The sequence below is a fragment of the Mucilaginibacter mali genome, from assembly GCF_013283875.1.
In the GTDB taxonomy this organism is placed as follows: Bacteria; Bacteroidota; Bacteroidia; order Sphingobacteriales; family Sphingobacteriaceae; genus Mucilaginibacter; species Mucilaginibacter mali.
The window spans coordinates 3,988,981-4,005,767 of record NZ_CP054139.1 but is presented as its reverse complement, the minus strand read 5'-3'; the positions used below and the strand labels follow the sequence as shown (position 1 = coordinate 4,005,767).

General features: G+C 46.5%; 16 protein-coding genes. 6 read left to right on the top strand and 10 right to left on the bottom strand.

The genetic code is table 11. From position 1 onward, the window contains the following. Positions 1-32: 32 nt before the first annotated feature. The 7 genes from HQ865_RS16730 to HQ865_RS16700 all read right to left on the bottom strand — a co-directional run bounded on the left by HQ865_RS16730 (position 33) and on the right by HQ865_RS16700 (position 6,808). Positions 33-182 (bottom strand): FeoB-associated Cys-rich membrane protein, encoded by a 150-nt coding sequence (locus HQ865_RS16730; RefSeq protein WP_237073487.1) that lies wholly within the window; start codon positions 180-182, stop codon positions 33-35. A 769-nt stretch (positions 183-951) separates the two neighbouring features. Further along, positions 952-2,145: a hypothetical protein gene (locus HQ865_RS16725; RefSeq protein ID WP_173415996.1), complete on the bottom strand. Its 1,194-nt coding sequence runs from the start codon at positions 2,143-2,145 to the stop codon at positions 952-954. A 162-nt stretch (positions 2,146-2,307) separates the two neighbouring features. Continuing rightward, the gene (locus HQ865_RS16720; RefSeq protein WP_237073486.1) at positions 2,308-3,123 is read right to left on the bottom strand and encodes a type 1 glutamine amidotransferase; all 816 of its coding nucleotides are present in this window, start codon (positions 3,121-3,123) and stop codon (positions 2,308-2,310) included. Positions 3,124-3,236: 113 nt separating this feature from the next. Next, positions 3,237-4,334, bottom strand: coding sequence for a carboxylate-amine ligase (locus HQ865_RS16715; RefSeq protein ID WP_173415995.1), 1,098 nt, complete (start codon positions 4,332-4,334; stop codon positions 3,237-3,239). A gap of 195 nt (positions 4,335-4,529) precedes the next feature. Next, on the bottom strand, positions 4,530-5,606 hold the full coding sequence (locus HQ865_RS26065) for an ATP-grasp domain-containing protein (protein ID WP_173415994.1): 1,077 nt from the start codon (positions 5,604-5,606) through the stop codon (positions 4,530-4,532). A 12-nt stretch (positions 5,607-5,618) separates the two neighbouring features. Further along, positions 5,619-6,095 (bottom strand): GIY-YIG nuclease family protein, encoded by a 477-nt coding sequence (locus HQ865_RS16705; RefSeq protein ID WP_173415993.1) that lies wholly within the window; start codon positions 6,093-6,095, stop codon positions 5,619-5,621. Positions 6,096-6,097: 2 nt separating this feature from the next. Continuing rightward, positions 6,098-6,808 (bottom strand): alpha/beta fold hydrolase, encoded by a 711-nt coding sequence (locus HQ865_RS16700; RefSeq protein WP_173415992.1) that lies wholly within the window; start codon positions 6,806-6,808, stop codon positions 6,098-6,100. 330 nt (positions 6,809-7,138) lie between these two features. On the opposite strand from HQ865_RS16700, the gene HQ865_RS16695 reads away from it, so the two are divergent. The 6 genes from HQ865_RS16695 to HQ865_RS16670 all read left to right on the top strand — a co-directional run bounded on the left by HQ865_RS16695 (position 7,139) and on the right by HQ865_RS16670 (position 13,964). Further along, the gene (locus HQ865_RS16695; protein WP_173415991.1) at positions 7,139-7,951 is read left to right on the top strand and encodes an alpha/beta hydrolase; all 813 of its coding nucleotides are present in this window, start codon (positions 7,139-7,141) and stop codon (positions 7,949-7,951) included. Between the two features lie 389 nt (positions 7,952-8,340). Continuing rightward, positions 8,341-10,152, top strand: a complete 1,812-nt coding sequence (typA, locus tag HQ865_RS16690; protein ID WP_173415990.1) for a translational GTPase TypA — start codon at positions 8,341-8,343, stop codon at positions 10,150-10,152. Between the two features lie 145 nt (positions 10,153-10,297). After that, positions 10,298-11,629: a flippase gene (locus tag HQ865_RS16685; RefSeq protein WP_173415989.1), complete on the top strand. Its 1,332-nt coding sequence runs from the start codon at positions 10,298-10,300 to the stop codon at positions 11,627-11,629. Then, on the top strand, positions 11,626-12,273 hold the full coding sequence (locus HQ865_RS16680) for an FkbM family methyltransferase (protein WP_173415988.1): 648 nt from the start codon (positions 11,626-11,628) through the stop codon (positions 12,271-12,273). The genes HQ865_RS16685 and HQ865_RS16680 overlap by 4 nt, the downstream gene beginning before the upstream one ends. 5 nt (positions 12,274-12,278) lie before the next feature. Continuing rightward, positions 12,279-13,052 (top strand): class I SAM-dependent methyltransferase, encoded by a 774-nt coding sequence (locus tag HQ865_RS16675; protein ID WP_173415987.1) that lies wholly within the window; start codon positions 12,279-12,281, stop codon positions 13,050-13,052. A 9-nt stretch (positions 13,053-13,061) separates the two neighbouring features. Continuing rightward, a complete protein-coding gene (locus HQ865_RS16670; RefSeq protein WP_173415986.1) occupies positions 13,062-13,964 on the top strand; it encodes a sugar transferase in 903 nt (300 codons plus the stop codon). A gap of 19 nt (positions 13,965-13,983) precedes the next feature. On the opposite strand, the gene HQ865_RS16665 is transcribed toward HQ865_RS16670, so the two are convergent. The 3 genes from HQ865_RS16665 to HQ865_RS16655 form a co-directional block, all read right to left on the bottom strand. Continuing rightward, positions 13,984-15,525 (bottom strand): rhomboid family intramembrane serine protease, encoded by a 1,542-nt coding sequence (locus HQ865_RS16665; protein ID WP_173415985.1) that lies wholly within the window; start codon positions 15,523-15,525, stop codon positions 13,984-13,986. 22 nt (positions 15,526-15,547) lie between these two features. Continuing rightward, positions 15,548-16,156 (bottom strand): energy transducer TonB, encoded by a 609-nt coding sequence (locus tag HQ865_RS16660; protein WP_173415984.1) that lies wholly within the window; start codon positions 16,154-16,156, stop codon positions 15,548-15,550. A 70-nt stretch (positions 16,157-16,226) separates the two neighbouring features. Continuing rightward, positions 16,227-16,787 carry a murein L,D-transpeptidase catalytic domain-containing protein gene (locus tag HQ865_RS16655; protein ID WP_237073485.1) on the bottom strand — a complete coding sequence of 187 codons (561 nt, stop codon included), beginning with the start codon at positions 16,785-16,787 and terminating at the stop codon, positions 16,227-16,229.

Genomic DNA, 16,787 nt, shown 5'->3' with positions numbered 1-16,787 from the left:
CACTAAAAAAGGGTATAGGTTTACTTCCGGCCCTATTTATCGGGCCCGATGTTTGAAAAATCGACACCGCATTTGCAGTTTTCGCCGCAACCCTTTTTTACAAAAAGCTGCCTGCAGAACATGCGCCCGATGTAAAAAAGCGCCAGCAGAAACACTACCGCGATGATGATATTTTGTACCATAATGCAAATTTAACTATTATTAGTATATATACGGTTAGATTGTAACAAAAGTATGTGGAGGGGGGATGTAATTTCGACATTGTGAAGTATGAAAGCAACTTCTACTATTTTAGGTTAGTGCTCTTATGAATGTCAGTCTGCTCATAGCCGCAGGGGCCTACTACTTTTTTCTTGAAAAAAAAGTAGCAAAAATTCAAGACAGCGCTAATGCTTCCTCTGCCGCACAGGGCCTTTGCCCGCACCAGGCAAAACCACGGTACGCAAGAATTTGCCGCTGCTCGCGCACCCGCTATGCCACCGCTTCAGGCAAATCCGCTTCCCTTTTCCACTACACATGGCCAGCATCGTTTTGCCTGATTTTGCCGGAAGCAAACCGCTGTCGGAAAACCCCTTCCAAATCCTCCCCCGCTTAAAAAGCAAATCCGAGCGAAGCAGAGCTTCGCTCGGATTTGCACCATTCTTTCTTACTTCCCGACAGCAAAACGGCTTCCGGGCGAAAACGAGCAGAACATGTTGGACTGTGGGCGGGAAAAGGGCATTAGCTTGGTGCCTGAAGCGGTGGGAATGAGCGTGCACAGCGGGGGCATCAAGGTTCAGCCCTGTGGTTCTGCTTGTTTTGCAGGGCAAAGGCCTTGTGCGGCAAAGGAAGCATTTTTGCTGTCTTGATTTTTGGTTACTTTTTATCAAGAAAAAGTAACTAAGCCCCTGCGGCTATGAGCAGGCCGACGTTAATAAAGCACAGAACTAAGCCCCAAACCGACACAAAACTTCACTTCTTCACAAAAGCCACCGTACCCCCTACCCAATCAAAATCCTTATTATACCGTACACCTATCATCTTCCCCTTGCTTAGCCGCCCCAGCGTAATGGCCAGCGTTGGCTGCTCGTCGCCATCGGGCCAGAGGTATAGCAGGCGGATCTCGGCCTTCACACCGCCATCGGGCGATTGGATGGCCGGCTCGTAATTTACCTTTTCCTGCAGGATCCAGTTCTCGGGGTCTTTGATCAGGCCGATATCTTCGGGTGTTACATCGATAATAACACCCTGGCCGGCGAATGAGAAGAGTGGCTTCAGTACGTAGTTCTCCAGGCCATCGGGTATCATGGCCACCTTATTCAGGAATTGGGTTTTCGGCACAAAATCGCCCTGGAGAAAAGGCATGGTGAACTTACTGATGCGGTAGAACCAGTTAGGGTGCGGGATCCACTCCACATCAAGCGGCTGGCGGATATCCACCACTTTGTTAAAGATATCGGGATCGCTCTCTATCTCATCAAATATCAACCGGTTATAAATACGGCGGATGCGCTTCAGTTCACCTTTAGCTTCGTAATAAAGCTCATCGCCTTTTTGGATCAGGTCGGACAGGGAGACCACGGGGATGCCCAAATAATCCTGTGTGATATAAAAATCGACGGCGGTTTTTTGCTGCGGGGCATTTACGTCCATCAACACAACTTCCTCGGGCTGGTAGGGGCCAAGGATGGTTTTACGCAGCAGTTTCAGGTAGCTGTTTTTGTTGAGCTTGCCTAAGTAGCCGCTCCACTTTTTGGGGATGTCAAAGGCTTGGGTATAATGCTCGCCTGCGTATGCCTGGAAGCCGAACAGCGAGGGGAAGCCCTGCAGTTCTATCAGCTTAGGCACCAGTTCGCCGTTATCATCGCGGCAAACGCCGAAGTCGAGGGCGATGATATGGGCATGGTCGTTCTCGTTCGCTACCCACCATTTATCGGGGATGGCGCGTTCGGTTATATCCTTAAAGTTGGGTTGTTGTATGGTGGCGATAATATCGTTACCGGCCTGCAGCAGCTTGGCATAAAAATCATCCGAGATAAAAATGGGCGTTTCGGCCAGCCGGAATGGGATAGGCTCGCGCAGACCTTTATTGATATCCGTGAGAAATTGCCGGTACTTCTCGTCGGTAAATTTGGCGTTGAATGATTTGCGTGCTGCTGCGTCCATAGTTTATAAGGCTATTACCTATTTGTCATTGCGAGGAGCGTAGCGACGCGGCAATCCCATAGGCAGGTCCGCTTGGATTGTCCTATGGGATTGCCACGCTATCGCTCGCAATGACAAACTATTTATGTATTGAGGCACGAAGTATCGTGCCTCTACAGTTATTTAAACAAAACTCAATACCGCCTGATCCAAAAAATTAGGGATCAGCGTGTTTTGTGTGTGCATGATCTTGTCCGGATCGTCGAGACTTTCCAGCATATCGTTGTACTTGTCTTTGCCGTGCTCGTTAATTACCTCGCTGCGGCGCTCGTCGGTGCTCAGGTGGGCTTTTATACCTTCGGCATCGGCTTCGGGATGGAATTGTGTGCCGATGAAATACTCGTTAAAGCGGATGGCCATCATGGCGCGGGGCAGATCCACATGCGGGCGCTCCTTTTCGATACACAGCAGTTGCATACCCAGCTTGGTGAAGCGGCCTTCATCGGGATGGATCACCTGCCAGCTGCGCGAATCGACCGTGTAAAACGGATCGGCAAGGTTATCCAGCACCGGCTCGTTATGGCCGGCCACCGTAAAATGTACCGGTAGGATGCCGAATGATGGTGAACGGCGTTTATTGATCAATCCCAGCTTATACCGGCGGCACATCATCTGGAACGAGTGGCAAACAAAAAGTACATGCTTTTTATTCGGCGCATCCGAAGCGTTGTGGGTTTCCAACTGATCCATCAGCTTCATAAAGTTGATATCCCACTCCTCGGTCTCGCTGCTCAGCGGATCGCCGGGACCGCCGCTGCAAATGTAGATGTCCCAGTCGGTGTCGGGCAGTTCGTTAGCACCACGGGTATCAAAAACCTGGTATTGCAGGTTCAGATCGTGCTTTGCCTTATACCGCTTCAGTATATCCTGGAAACCGCGCATACCCTGGTTAGCTATGCCGGCGTACAGATCTATAATAGCTACCTTAATAGGTTTCACCCCCTCTAAATCTCCCCCAAGAGGGGAGACTTTTGCTTTTGTTTCTAAATTTTCTAAACTCACTTTGTTTCTTTCTTTAAGCCCTCTCTTTCGAGGAGGGTTTGGGAGGGGTTTTAAATTCCCTTCAATGTTTGCGATGTGATATAATCTACCACGTCTGCAAAGTTATGATTTTGGTTGTAAACGGCCAGCTGTCTGTCGGCGCCGGTGCCGTTTTCCAGTATTTTGTGTACATACTCCAAATGATGGCGGCTGCCAAGTTCGTCTACCACATCATCCACAAAATCCAACAACTCCAATACCAGCGAGCGGGTGTTCACTTCGGTTTCCTTGCCAAAGTCTATCATCTTCCCGTCGATGCCGTAGCGGGCGGCGCGCCATTTGTTTTCGTTAATGAGCGCGCGGTTATAGGTAATAAAGCTCATGTTTTGCTGGCGCAGCTTGTAAAGCTTGGCACACAGGGCCTGGAACAGGGCCACAAAGGTCATGGTCTCGTCTATCAGCATGGGGCAGTCGCAAATGCGAAACTCGATGGTTTCGAAGAACGGGTGTACGCGGATATCCCACCAGATCTTTTTGGCATTATCTATGCAATTGGTTTTCACCAGCAGTTTTACGTAGTTGTCGTAATCCTCAATACTGGCAAAATAATCAGGGATGCCGGTACGCGGGAATTTATCGAATACCTTGGTACGGTACGATTTAAAGCCTGTATTACGCCCCTCCCAAAACGGCGAGTTGGTGCTGAGCGCGTAAACGTGCGGCAGGAAATAACGCACCTGGTTGGCAATATGTATTGCCATATCGCGCGATTGGAAACCCACGTGCACGTGCAGCCCGAAGATGAGGTTACTGCGTGCCGCATCCTGCATTTCGTCTACAATTTCAAAGTATCGGGGATGATCGGTAATGAGCTGGTGCTGCCAGTGCGAAAAGGGATGCGTACCCGCCGCGCCGATGCGCAAGCCCAGGTCGCCGGCCAGCTGGGCTACGGTATGGCGCAGTTTGGCTACCTCCTTGTGGGCCTCGTCGGTATTGCGGCAAATGTGTGTGCCCACCTCTACCACGGCCTGGTGCATTTCGGCCTTCACCTGGTCCTCATGTATTTTCTGTGCGCCGTCTACAATTTTTTGGTCGTGCGAAGTCAGCTCCCGGGTTACCGGGTCTATCACCATAAATTCTTCTTCAACACCTAAGGTAAATTCATTCATAATTGGTTAGGATATGCGTTTGGTTTTTCTTTTCTTCCCATCGTTTGTGTCCCCACAAACGATTTGTATAAATGGTGCCTGTGGGGACACAGGCACCGGGTGTAAAGCCTCACCCTAAATCCCTCTCCAAAGGAGAGGGACTTGAAAATGTTTTGACTCCCTCTCCCCTGGAGAGGGTCGGGGTGAGGCTTCCCTTTATTTCTTAGCCGCCGTCTTTTTAGCAGGAGCCTTCTCAGCGGCCGCCTTCTTTGCCGGGGCCTTCTTTTCTTTCGGTATTTCACCTACGCTGGCATCTCCTTTGGCAGGTTTAGCAGCCACCAGTGGTTTGCCGGCAGCACTTGTTTTGATGAACTCGCCCCAGGTTAGGTTATCCCGGCCGTCTTTTTGAGATTTGGCGCGTTCAATAGCATAATCAGCTGATGCTTCAACCACCCAGTCGAAGTTATCCTGGCCAACGCTTTTTACATCGGCATCGGGGGCAGGGTTGCAAAAGTCGATCGCGTACGGGATACCATCGCGAACGGCAAATTCGACGGTATTAAAATCGTAGCCTAAGCCCTGGTTCAATTTCAGTACGTAATCCTTTACGGTATCCAGCAGCTTTTTAGCGGCCGGTGCTTTGCCGTGTTCGTAGCGCAGGTGGTGCGGGTTTCGCGGCTCGTACTGCATAATGCGCACGTGTTTGCCGCCAATGCAGTAGCAGCGGAAGTAGTCCTGAAAGATGATCTCTTCCTGCAGCATCATTACATATTGCTTGGTTTGGTTGTATTTATCCCACAAATCGTCCAGGCTGTTGATCTGGTATACTTCTTTCCAGCCACCGCCGTCAAACGGTTTCATGTATGCCGGGAAACCCACGTATTTAAATATGCCTTCCCAATCCAGCGGATAGGCCAGGTTTAAAAATGATTTATCGGTAGTATCGTTCGGTAACTCCTTTGATGGCAAGATCACTGTTTTAGGTACCGGCACGCCAATTTTCACGGCCAGCGCGTTGTTGAAAAACTTTTCGTCGGCGCTCCACCAAAAGGGATTGTTAATTACTGCCGTACCGCAAATGGCGGCGTTCTTCAGCGCTGCGCGGTAAAAAGGCACATCCTGCGATATCCGGTCGATAATGACCGAATAGCCCAGCGACTCGGCCTGCATTACCTTATCTATGCGTACAAACTCGGCGCTGATATCTTTGCCGCCCGTTTTTTGGTTCACGCGTTCTACAAATGCCTCGGGGAACGAACGTTCCTGCCCGAAAAGGATGCCTATTTTTTTCATGTGGTAGTAGTTTTAGTCTTGTAGGTTTGCAAATGGTCTGTCGCCAAACTGGCTTTTAAAAGACCTTATTAATTCTTCTTCAATTGATCTTGGTACCTCTGAATCCAAGATTTTCCAACAAACTATTAAATCATCTGAATGTGAAAGTTGCCAAATATATCTCCCTCCTTGATGTGATACTGGCCTACCTTTACCAAAATCTAAATATAATTTCAATCTGCGTCTTAAATTATTAGCCTTTCCAATATAAAGTGTGTGTGTATGTTTAACCCAATTCTTTTTTAAAACTTCTGGAATTACATTCGGATTTTTCTGTTTATAATAACCTCCGCAACCAGTCTCTAGAAACACGGGCTCAATCGTTTTATCATTTAATATAAAGTATACTCCTTTTTGTTTCGGAATGATATCATGATTATTATTCAATTCTTGTATGGTCTTGAATCCTTCAAAGCCCTCATGCTTTAATTTTTCTATTGATTGAAACATAACTATCCTTTTATCAACGATAAATAATGCGGAAACATCTCGCGCCATATGGGCCAGTCGTGGTTGGCAAAGGGGCGGATATCCAGCCAATGGTTAATATGCTTGGCGTTCAAAATGTTCGACATATCGATATTATAACCCTTGCACATATCATGTTCCGACGTACCCAGTATGATATTCATTTGCCACAGGGCCGGGTTATTATCGCCGGGCAAAAAATCTACCGGGTTATTATAAAAAATATCGTCGTTATAAAAGCCGTCGGTAAATTGTTTAATGTCAAAAGCGCCGCCCATGGTAAACAGGTTGCTCACCTTATCGGGATGTTTAAACGCGAAGTTTGCCGCGTGGTAGCCACCAAAGCTGCAACCGGCAACGGCTACCTTGTTTACGCCTGTTTCGTGCATGGCCCAGGGCGCCAGTTCTTCGTTCAGCATCTTATCGTACCAGGTATGGTTGTAGGCCCGTGCGGCTGGATGCACCTCCTTGTTATACCAGCTTAGGTGGTCGATGCTATCGGGACAGTAGATCTTTACCAGGCCCTGCTCGATAAACCAGCGCGCGCTTTCGATAAGGCCCTCGTCCTTGTTCTGAAAATAGCGTCCTTTTGTAGTTGGGAACAGGATAACAGGATAGCCACGATCGCCAAAAACCAGCATCTCCAGGTGGGTGCCCAGTTGGTTCGAATACCAGTTGTAATATTTTTCTGTCACAGGCAATATTATTTATCAGAGGGTAATATAAGGGCTTTGATTTAAAAAGTCAACCGTTAGAAGATAATACTCAATTATTTAGGCGAATGTTTTAGCAGGTGTAATTTTATAGCCAGCACGAATTGAGTTAGCACGAATTATTTCAAATTGAACGAATTACACGAATTTTTAGAAGATGGGCGTTCCAGAATTCGTGTAATTCGTATAATTATAGCAGGCTTGCAAGGCATTCGTGTTCAAACTCAAATTGTTTTGTATAAGTAATATTACCGCCTTTAATTTTGTGATTAAGCGCATAAGCGTACTTTTGCAGCTTTAATAATATTTAATATGTATTTGTGCTGGCCCGATATAGAGATGACCGTTACTGAGACCCTGATCACCATAAATTCAAAACACCTTGACCGCGAGGTGACCTGCACCCTGCTGCTTCCGGATGAGTTTACCGGCATCGAACCGCTGAACCTGCTGTTATTGAACGATGGCCAGGAAGCCGAAAACCTGCAACTAAAAGATACCCTGCAGGAATTATATAATAACAACCGCCTTAAACCTACCGCTGTTGCAGCCATAGCCTGCGGCGAAGAACGCATACAGGAGTACGGTACTGCCGGTTTCCCCGATTTTAAGAAGCGCGGCACTAAGGCCGCGGCCTACACTAAATTTATCATCGCCGAATTGCTGCCCGAAATAAAGGAGCAATTAGGGATGGAAGTATTTGGCACCGTAGGTTTTGCTGGTTTCTCATTAGGTGGATTATCAGCATTAGATATTGCCTGGAATAACCCCGATGTATTTGATGTAGCGGGTGTGTTTTCCGGCTCGTTATGGTGGCGGAGCAAAGATCTGGGCAAGGGCTATACTGATGATGACCGCATTATGCACCGCATAGTCCGTGAAAGCAAAACCAAACCCGAACTGAAATTTTGGTTCCAGACCGGTACCAAAGATGAGACCGCCGACCGTAACCGCAACGGTATCATCGACGCTATTGATGATACGATCGACCTGATCAAAGAATTACAAGCCAAAGGCTACACCCGTGATGATATCGCCTATTTAGAGATGGTAGGCGGCGAACATAACGTAGCTACCTGGGCCAGGGCTATGCCCAAGTTTTTGGTGAAGGCGTTTGGGAAGTAGGCAGCCTTTCCTCTGCCTTCTCGAAAGGAGCGGCAACAGCACGGGAACAAACATTGATAGTAGCAAAGACAGTACTTTTCAAAAAACGGGCATTATAATTGAATGGTTTTTTGTAAATTAGTATATGGATCGCGAGGAATGGAACAAAATGATAGTTGAAATGATACTAAGGTTGCCACCTGAAAAGCAGGAGGAAGTTATAGCTTTTATAAAAACCTTAATTGATAAATAGTAGAGGCTTCATCAACATATAGTATTGCAATTTAGATAGGGTATCCATTCGTGATATGGTAACCCATTTGTCATTACTTCGCATTACCTTTTCGTTAATGCTTTCAAATCCCATATATTAACGCTACCTTTGCGCAAAATTTAAGAGGCGCATTTCAATGCAAAAAATCAGAAATATTGCGATCATCGCACACGTTGACCACGGTAAAACTACATTGGTCGACAAGATCCTGCACAGCTGTGCTATTTTCCGCGACAACCAGGAAACCGGCGAACTGATACTGGATAATAACGACCTGGAGCGCGAGCGTGGTATCACCATCGTATCCAAAAACGTTTCGGTTAGGTATAAAGATGTTAAGATCAACATCATCGATACCCCTGGTCACGCCGACTTTGGCGGCGAGGTAGAGCGTGTACTGAAAATGGCCGACGGCGTATTGCTGCTGTGCGATGCTTTTGAAGGCGCCATGCCGCAAACCCGTTTCGTAACCCAAAAGGCGCTATCGTTAGGCTTAAAACCTATTGTGGTAGTAAACAAGGTAGATAAAGAAAACTGCCGCCCCGAGGAAGTTTACGAACAGATTTTTGAATTATTCTTTAACCTTGAAGCTACTGAAGAACAGCTGGATTTTCCGGTTATCTACGGTTCAAGCAAACAAGGCTGGATGAGCACCGACTGGAAAAAACCAACAACGGACATTTTCCCGCTGATGGATGCCATTCTTGAAAATATCCCGCCGGCACCTATTGCTGAAGGTACCCTGCAAATGCAGATCACCTCGTTAGATTACTCTTCGTTCGTTGGTCGTATCGCTATCGGTCGTGTAGCCCGCGGTACTATTAAAGAGAACATGCCGGTATCGCTGGTTAAGCGTGATGGCAAGATCGTTAAATCGCGTATCAAAGAGCTTTACACCTTCGAGGGTTTAGGCAAAGTGCGCGCTACCGAAGTAAGCAGCGGCGATATCTGCGCTGTAGTTGGTATCGAAGGTTTTGATATTGGCGATACCATTGCCGATTTTGAGAACCCGGAACAACTGGCCGTTATTAAAATTGACGAGCCAACCATGAACATGTTGTTCACTATCAATACTTCACCTTTCTTTGGTAAAGAGGGAAAGTTTGTGACCTCGCGTCACCTGCGCGACCGCCTGTATAAAGAGATGGAGAAGAACCTGGCGTTGAAGGTTGTGGAGACCGAATCGCCTGACTCGTATCTCGTGTACGGTCGTGGTATCCTTCACCTGTCGGTTTTGATCGAGACCATGCGTCGCGAAGGTTACGAATTACAGGTAGGTCAGCCGCAAGTAATTGTTAAAGAAATTGACGGCGTGAAATGCGAGCCGGTTGAAACCCTGATCGTTGACGTTCCGGGTGATGTTGCCGGTAAGGTAATTGAACTGGTTACCCAGCGTAAAGGCGACCTGCTGATCATGGAGCCAAAAGGTGATCTGCAGCACTTAGAATTTGAGATCCCTGCACGTGGTATTATCGGTTTGCGTAACAACGTACTTACCGCTACCGGCGGCGAGGCTATTATGGCGCACCGCTTTAAAGCTTACGAACCTTGGAAAGGCGCTATCCCGGGCCGTAGCAATGGTGTACTGATCTCGATGGAGAAAGGCCAAACTACTGCTTATTCAATTGATAAATTACAAGATCGCGGCCGTTTCTTTGTTGATCCGGGTGTGGATATTTACGAAGGCCAGGTACTGGGCGAACACATTCGCGATAATGACTTGGTTATTAACGTGGTTAAAGGCAAGCAGCTTACCAACATGCGTGCTTCGGGCAGCGATGATAACGTGCGTATTGCTCCGGCCATCAAATTCTCGTTAGAAGAATCGATGGAGTACATCCAGGCCGATGAATATATCGAGGTTACACCGCAAAGCATCCGCATGCGTAAGATCTATCTTACCGAGAACGAGCGTAAAGTGAACGCTAAGAAGTTTGTTAACCAATAAGTGTTGAATGGGTTGATTAGGTGAGTGGTTGATTAAGTATTACTATTCACTTAATCCAACTCAATCAACCATGAACATAAAAAGCAAAGAGCTTTTCGTTAGATACGAAAGGCTCTTTGCTTTTTTATACCTTTACAACCCAAATATGCGTATCCCCAACATCCCCGGTTTTGACCAGCAGGCCCTTGAAAAGTATTTTAAAAATACGGGGTGGCTGCTAATTGCCCGGGTTGGCAGCATGGCCGTAAAGTTTTTGGTGAACAGCGTACTACTTTCGCATTATTTTGATGCTACCGAATATGGTATATTGGGCTACCCGATGGCCATTGTAACCTTTACCATGGCTGCTGCGACTTTAGGCCTTGATGGATTTATCACCCGCGAATTGCTTAACCATCCTGAACGGAAAGATACTTTATTAGGAACAGCATTTTGGCTGCGGTTAATAGCCGGACTTATCACCCTGCCTTTAATATATGGTATCTATCGGTTGGTATCACTGGTAAAACCACCAGATTCGCCGGTTAATTACGTGCTGATCGTGGCGCTTGTTGCAGTGGTGCAATCTGTAAATATCATCGATAGCTTTTTTCAGTCGAAAGTGCAGGGCAAAAGCATTATGCTGGTGCAGGTGTCAGGCAATATCATGTCGGCTTTAATAAAACTGGTATTTATACTTTTAAAACTGCCGTTGATATGGTTCGTATGGTCGTTGGTAGGGGATGCGGTGCTGCTGGCTATTGGCTATATCATACTTTATAAAAAAGAAGGCAACCATATCCGTAATTGGAAATATGATGGCCGTATCACCGGGTATCTGCTTAAGCACTCATGGCCACTGGCCTTTTCAGCAGTGCTGGTAACTATTTATATGAAGATAGACCAGGTGATGATCGAGATGTACCTAAAGGCAGCGCAATTGGGTATTTACCTTAATGCCGCTGCTTTAAGCGAGAACTGGTACTTCATCCCGGTAGCGATCGTTACATCGGTATTCCCGGCAATTATGCATGCCCGTAAAACAGATATCGACCGTTATTACAAGCGCTTGCAAAATATGTACGATTTGATGGTCGTTTTAAGCGTGGTCATCGCCCTGTTTATGAGTTTGGGGTCGGATCTTATTTTTCACCTGTTATATAAAAAACAATATTGGCCAGGCGCCCCGGTATTGTCGGTACACGTATGGGCGGGGGTATTCGTGTTTTTGGGTAGTGCCAGCGGACAGTATCTGATCGCCGAAGGCTATTTTAAACTGTCCATGTTGCGCACAGGCATTGGCGCTGTTGTAAATATCGTACTGAATATATTTTTTATTCCCGCCTATGGCATCATTGGCGCGGCCTATGCCACGCTGATAGCTTATGCGGTAGCTACCTTCTTTATTATATTTATACCGCAAACAAGGCGGCAAGGCATTATGATGTTAAAATCATTATTCCTAATTTCACTTTTTCAAAAATTAATTAAACATTGAGTAACCTATCAACAATTATAGAACTGCTGGCCAAGCCTGCGCGGTTACGGTCTATACTGTCATTTAATAAAAAAGGCTATTTAAAGGAGATCGGCTGGTTTAGCGCCTTCGAGAGCATGTCGCCGGTTGACAGACATGGCAACCCTATCCCGTGGGTAACCTATCCTTTTATCGATTTTATAAGGGAACGGATTACTAAAGATCATAAGGTGTTCGAGTTTGGCTCGGGTAACTCTACCCACTTTTACGCCAAATATGCCGGCAGCGTGGTATCGGTGGAGCATGATAAGGCCTGGTACGATAAAATTGTAAGCACCAAGGCCGAAAATTCGGAAATGATCTTCACCGAGTTACAAACCGACGGCGATTACTGCCGTATGCCGGTAAAGCTGGGCCAAAAGTTTGATATTATAATTGTTGATGGCCGCGATAGGGTGAATTGCTGCAAACAGGCAATTGATGCATTAACACCTGCAGGTGTAGTTGTGCTTGATGATTCGGAGCGTGATTTTTACACTGATGGGGTTAGCTTTTTGAAAGAGAAAGGGTTTAAACAATTACCTTTCAGCGGCATATCGCCAGGCTTATTCTATAACAAAGCAACATCGGTTTTTTATAAAGAGGGCAACTGTTTAGGTATTTAATACAGATGGACGAGAAGGTAACCAGTACCAACGTAAAAGCCGCGTACGACGAATTTTACCAGCAGCACGATATTGCCTGGCGTATGCTGGGCGCAAAATATAAAGCGCAGCACATTATTGATGTTTGTAAAGGTTATAAGTTCGAAACAGTATTAGAAGTAGGCGCAGGCGACGGCAGTATCCTGAAATTATTAGCTGAAAAGGATTTCGCGCCATCGTACGATGCGGTTGAACTCTCGGCCAGCGGGGTAGCGCAGATCAAAAAGGCAGGTATCAGGAACCTGCGCTCGGTGCAGGAGTTTGACGGTTATCATTTACCTTTCGGTGATGACAGTTTCGATCTGATCATCCTTTCGCATGTATTGGAGCACGTGGAGCACGAGCGTTTGCTGCTGCGCGAACTGAAGCGCGTGGCCAAAATGTTTGTGATAGAAGTGCCCCTGGATTACCGGATGGGTGTAGACGCGCGTATTAAACATTTTTTGGCTTACGGGCATATTAATATGTATACGCCAACTTCGTTGCGCTATCTGTTAGGCACCGAAGGGTTTGATGTGTTGGAGGGATTAACATCGCTGATAGAGCCGGAAGTAACCCGTTTCAATACCTATATCAACCAAAAGAAAAAGAAAAATTTACTGACTGATATAAAGATTAACGCCGAATACACGTTAAAGAAAATGCTTGGCGATGTGATGGGCGCCAAAACCAAAGAGGAGCGGGCCAATGCCTATACCGTTCTTTGCAAAAAAACCGATCATCAGCCCGAAATATTTTAACCATTCCGGATGCAGCATCTTGCCCCGATAGCCCTTTTTGTTTACAACCGGCCCGACCACACCCGCCGTACCCTTAGCTATTTGCAAAAGAACCTGCTGGCTGATGAATCGCGCCTGTTCATTTTCTCGGATGCTGCCAAAACCTCGGCCGACCAGGCTAAGGTTGACGAGGTGCGCCAACTGGTAAAGGATGTGGATGGCTTTAAGTCGGTAAAGATAACCGAGCGCAAGCAGAACATGGGCCTGGCCAATTCTATTATTGACGGCGTTACCGGCTTGGTGAACGAGTATGGCCGCGTTATCGTTTTTGAGGATGACCTGTTATCATCGCCCTATACCTTGCAATATTTTAACGAAGGGCTTACCCGTTACGAAAACGAGGAAAAGGTGATGCACATCGGCGCCTATATGTACGCGCTGAAAGATAAAGCCCTGCCACAAACCTTTATGTTCCGCGCGGCTACCAGTTGGGGTTGGGCTACCTGGGCGAGGGCCTGGAAAAACTTCGAGCCGGATATTGATGTGCTGATGCAACAGTTCGACAAAGAGAAGATCAGCCGGTTCTCCATCCAACATACCATGAACTTTTGGAAGCAAATGCTGGGTTTCAAGGCCGGGAAAAATAACTCCTGGGCTATCCGCTGGTATGCTTCCGTCTTTTTAAAAGGAGGGCTGACGCTTAATCCATCGCACTCGCTGGTGCATAATATTGGTAACGATGGTTCCGGAACGCACTCCAATAACGAGCACATGTACAGTGTGCAGGTAGCGCAAAAATCTGTAACGCAATTTCCTGATGTGATCGAGGAAAATCCGCAAGCTTATCATGCCATATGGCAATTCCTTAAAAACAGGAAAGGGACCTTATGGCAGCGCGTGGTAAGGTTTGTACGGCAGAAGGTTGCTAAGTAAATAGCAATTTGTTATTAGTTTAATTACCTTCCTCCCCTTCACTATCATCATCAAAGTTTGCCAACTGTTTGCGCAGGTCGTTCATAATGCTGGTATTACGCTCCATTTCGGGCCGATATTTTTCCTTATCGTTTTCTTTGTACTCTTTATATAGCAAGTTGTAAAAAGTGCATTCCAGTTTAATTACCTGGGCTTGCAGCGCAGCCTTTTGCTTTTGTTTTTCGGGGAGTTCAATTTTTTGCAGGGTATCGGCAATGCGCAATAATTCCCTCACCTGGGGCAGGGCCTGATGTTCCATCCGGTCCAGCCGGGTTACGCGGCCCACGCTATCGCCATAAAAAATAGAGCGGATATTGTACCCCAGGTCTTCGGAATGTTTATAAGTGCGGGCGTAACTATCAAAATGATATTCAGGCGTAAAGCGGATGCCAAGTACGATAAACGCTGTGGCTACAGCAATACCGACAGGTACGATCCCCCATTTTTTAAATGCCCGGTTAGGTTTTGATAAACCGAAAAAAGCGATCAGTCCTAATACATAACCTGATGCCAAACCGCCCAGGTGCGCGGCATGGTCTATCTGCCCCCTGAAGGGGATTAGGTTGTATCCAACAAATATGGCCGTGCTGATCAATAAGGCACGGCGCACACTCGCTTCGTAAAAATTGGTGCTGAGCAAGGCAAGCAAAATGCCGAATAAGCCAAATATGGCCCCCGACGCGCCACCTGCGACAGCATTGATATGCCACATCACCGATACCATGCTGGCCATTACCCCGGTAAGCAGGTACAGGAAAAGGAAGTTCCACTTGCCCAACTTATTTTCGATCAACGAACCGATATAGATCAGCACGATCATATTGCCGATGAGATGTGTCAGCGAAAAATGAAGAAATGTATTAGTAAACAGGCGCCAAACCTGCCCGTGCAATACCTGCGTACGGTTGCTAAAACCAACAGCCAGCAGAAGGTTTTGAAAAAAATGATCGTCGCTCATATCCCGGCCCGACCGCTGCAGGATTGCAATGATAATGCCCAGCGCCAAGATACTGGCTACAAATATGAAGATATTAACCAGCACCAATACCGGCGTAACCGCGTAATGTTTTTTAGGTACAAATGCAGAGAAAAATCCGCGCAGCAATTCCTTTCCTTTCATAGGCGGGTCGGCCAGGCTAAGGAATTGTTTTTCGGGGATTGTATCCATCAATTGCTGGGCGGTTTGCTCCAGCTTATCCTGCAATAATACTTCGGTAACATCCATCTCGCCAAAAAGCAGATCGAGGTTTTTCTGATTCTTTCCGTAATCGGTAAACAGGCCCTGGTAGCCTACGCACTCGCTTTTTATCACGATCTTATCCGCGTAAACCCGCACCGAAACCTCCTCGCTATACGATTCCCACGAGATATTGGTATAGGCGATCATGCCATCGTGGTGAAAATACCCGATGTGCCAGCCCATGCTTTGAAACGAATGGTAAAGCAGCGTAAGGTAATGGTCGGCATTATAATCGCCAAGCGGGATAGTTGCGGTTTGATATGGAGATATGCCCCAGGCCATAGTGATTGTTGGTTGAGTAAGGTTATGATTTAATGTTTACCAGGTATATTTGTGATTTAGCTTCAAGCCCGTATTTATCATCTTCGGTATAAAGCGTCGCTATTTCCACCTTTTCAAACGGGAAGGTTTCTCCTAAAATGCCCGCTGCCTGATCGATACTATATATTGTGCCCTTTATCCTGAACAGGTAACCATCGGCTCCCTTTCGCAACTCGGCCATACTGATGTTTGTCCGGGGAAAGTTAAAAGTTAGTGGAATAGATAGTTTTTGTCGCACCGGGCGGCTATTTTGCATGGCGGCCTTCCACTGTACACAAGTATTTAAAATGTGTACCACCTCTTCTTCACAGCCACAGCCAATGTTAGATAAAGCTTTAACATCGGTTAAATGACCTGTGGTATCAACAACAAAACTTACTTTAACCTTGCCAACAACTCCAATCAATTGTTCAACCTCTCTTATTTCAAGGCGCTTGCCTATATAGTTGTAAAAGCGTTCTATACCACCAGGAAACTCGGCTGATTGTTCAACAACATAAGTTATTTTTTTACCTGCCGTGTCTGGCATTGTTTGGGCGTTTACATATACAAATGTAAGGATGAGTACAATCGTGATACAAATTTGCTTCATATAGTAAATATACTTTACAAAATTTAATATGCAAGTATGCCTATATTTAAATGAAGGCAATGGGGGCTTATTAATTATATATCCACATCAGCATATGCTTTTGTTGCTTTTTTATCAACGCATCAACCGCTTTCAGTGTGTTGTTTGCTACTGCCGGGCAGCCCCAGCCTTCAGGTGTTCCTTCGGGATAAACCTCCTTATCGCTCACTTTCTCCCACGAGTGGAATACAATTTGCCTGGCCATGGCATTACTGTTAGTATGATCTAACCCCGTTAAAAAATATTTAATATGGATACCCCAGGCGCTGTAAGCACGTTCATTGATGCGGTACCTGCCCAGCGCAGTACAATGGCTGCCATCGGCATTGCTGAATGCGGGCTTATCTTTAGACCACGTCCACGACCATGGGCTGCGGCCACAGCCATGGCTCACCAGGCCGGTAAGCAAAGTGTCTTTCTTAACAAAATCCCATACCATAAAACGCTTAACGCCCGATGGCAGGCTCATATCTATTAATATGCAATAGCGGGTGTTGTAGCCTTTTTGTTTGCAAAAACTTAGAGCTTGTTTGGCCTTATCGGTGGTGCGGGATATATCGAGCCGGGGAGTGACGGCATATACCGAAGCCAT

What these genes read in the sequence shown, in the direction of transcription:
- HQ865_RS16730 (WP_237073487.1), bottom strand. Translation starts at nt 182, where the DNA reads ATGGTACAAAATATCATCATCGCGGTAGTGTTTCTGCTGGCGCTTTTT.
- HQ865_RS16665 (WP_173415985.1), bottom strand. Translation starts at nt 15,525, where the DNA reads ATGGCCTGGGGCATATCTCCATATCAAACCGCAACTATCCCGCTTGGC.
- HQ865_RS16675 (WP_173415987.1), top strand. Translation starts at nt 12,279, where the DNA reads ATGGACGAGAAGGTAACCAGTACCAACGTAAAAGCCGCGTACGACGAA.
- HQ865_RS16705 (WP_173415993.1), bottom strand. Translation starts at nt 6,095, where the DNA reads ATGTTTCAATCAATAGAAAAATTAAAGCATGAGGGCTTTGAAGGATTC.
- typA (WP_173415990.1), top strand. Translation starts at nt 8,341, where the DNA reads ATGCAAAAAATCAGAAATATTGCGATCATCGCACACGTTGACCACGGT.
- HQ865_RS16685 (WP_173415989.1), top strand. Translation starts at nt 10,298, where the DNA reads ATGCGTATCCCCAACATCCCCGGTTTTGACCAGCAGGCCCTTGAAAAG.
- HQ865_RS16695 (WP_173415991.1), top strand. Translation starts at nt 7,139, where the DNA reads ATGTATTTGTGCTGGCCCGATATAGAGATGACCGTTACTGAGACCCTG.
- HQ865_RS16715 (WP_173415995.1), bottom strand. Translation starts at nt 4,334, where the DNA reads ATGAATGAATTTACCTTAGGTGTTGAAGAAGAATTTATGGTGATAGAC.
- HQ865_RS16660 (WP_173415984.1), bottom strand. Translation starts at nt 16,156, where the DNA reads ATGAAGCAAATTTGTATCACGATTGTACTCATCCTTACATTTGTATAT.
- HQ865_RS16655 (WP_237073485.1), bottom strand. Translation starts at nt 16,787, where the DNA reads ATGGCTTCGGTATATGCCGTCACTCCCCGGCTCGATATATCCCGCACC.
- HQ865_RS26065 (WP_173415994.1), bottom strand. Translation starts at nt 5,606, where the DNA reads ATGAAAAAAATAGGCATCCTTTTCGGGCAGGAACGTTCGTTCCCCGAG.
- HQ865_RS16670 (WP_173415986.1), top strand. Translation starts at nt 13,062, where the DNA reads ATGCAGCATCTTGCCCCGATAGCCCTTTTTGTTTACAACCGGCCCGAC.
- HQ865_RS16725 (WP_173415996.1), bottom strand. Translation starts at nt 2,145, where the DNA reads ATGGACGCAGCAGCACGCAAATCATTCAACGCCAAATTTACCGACGAG.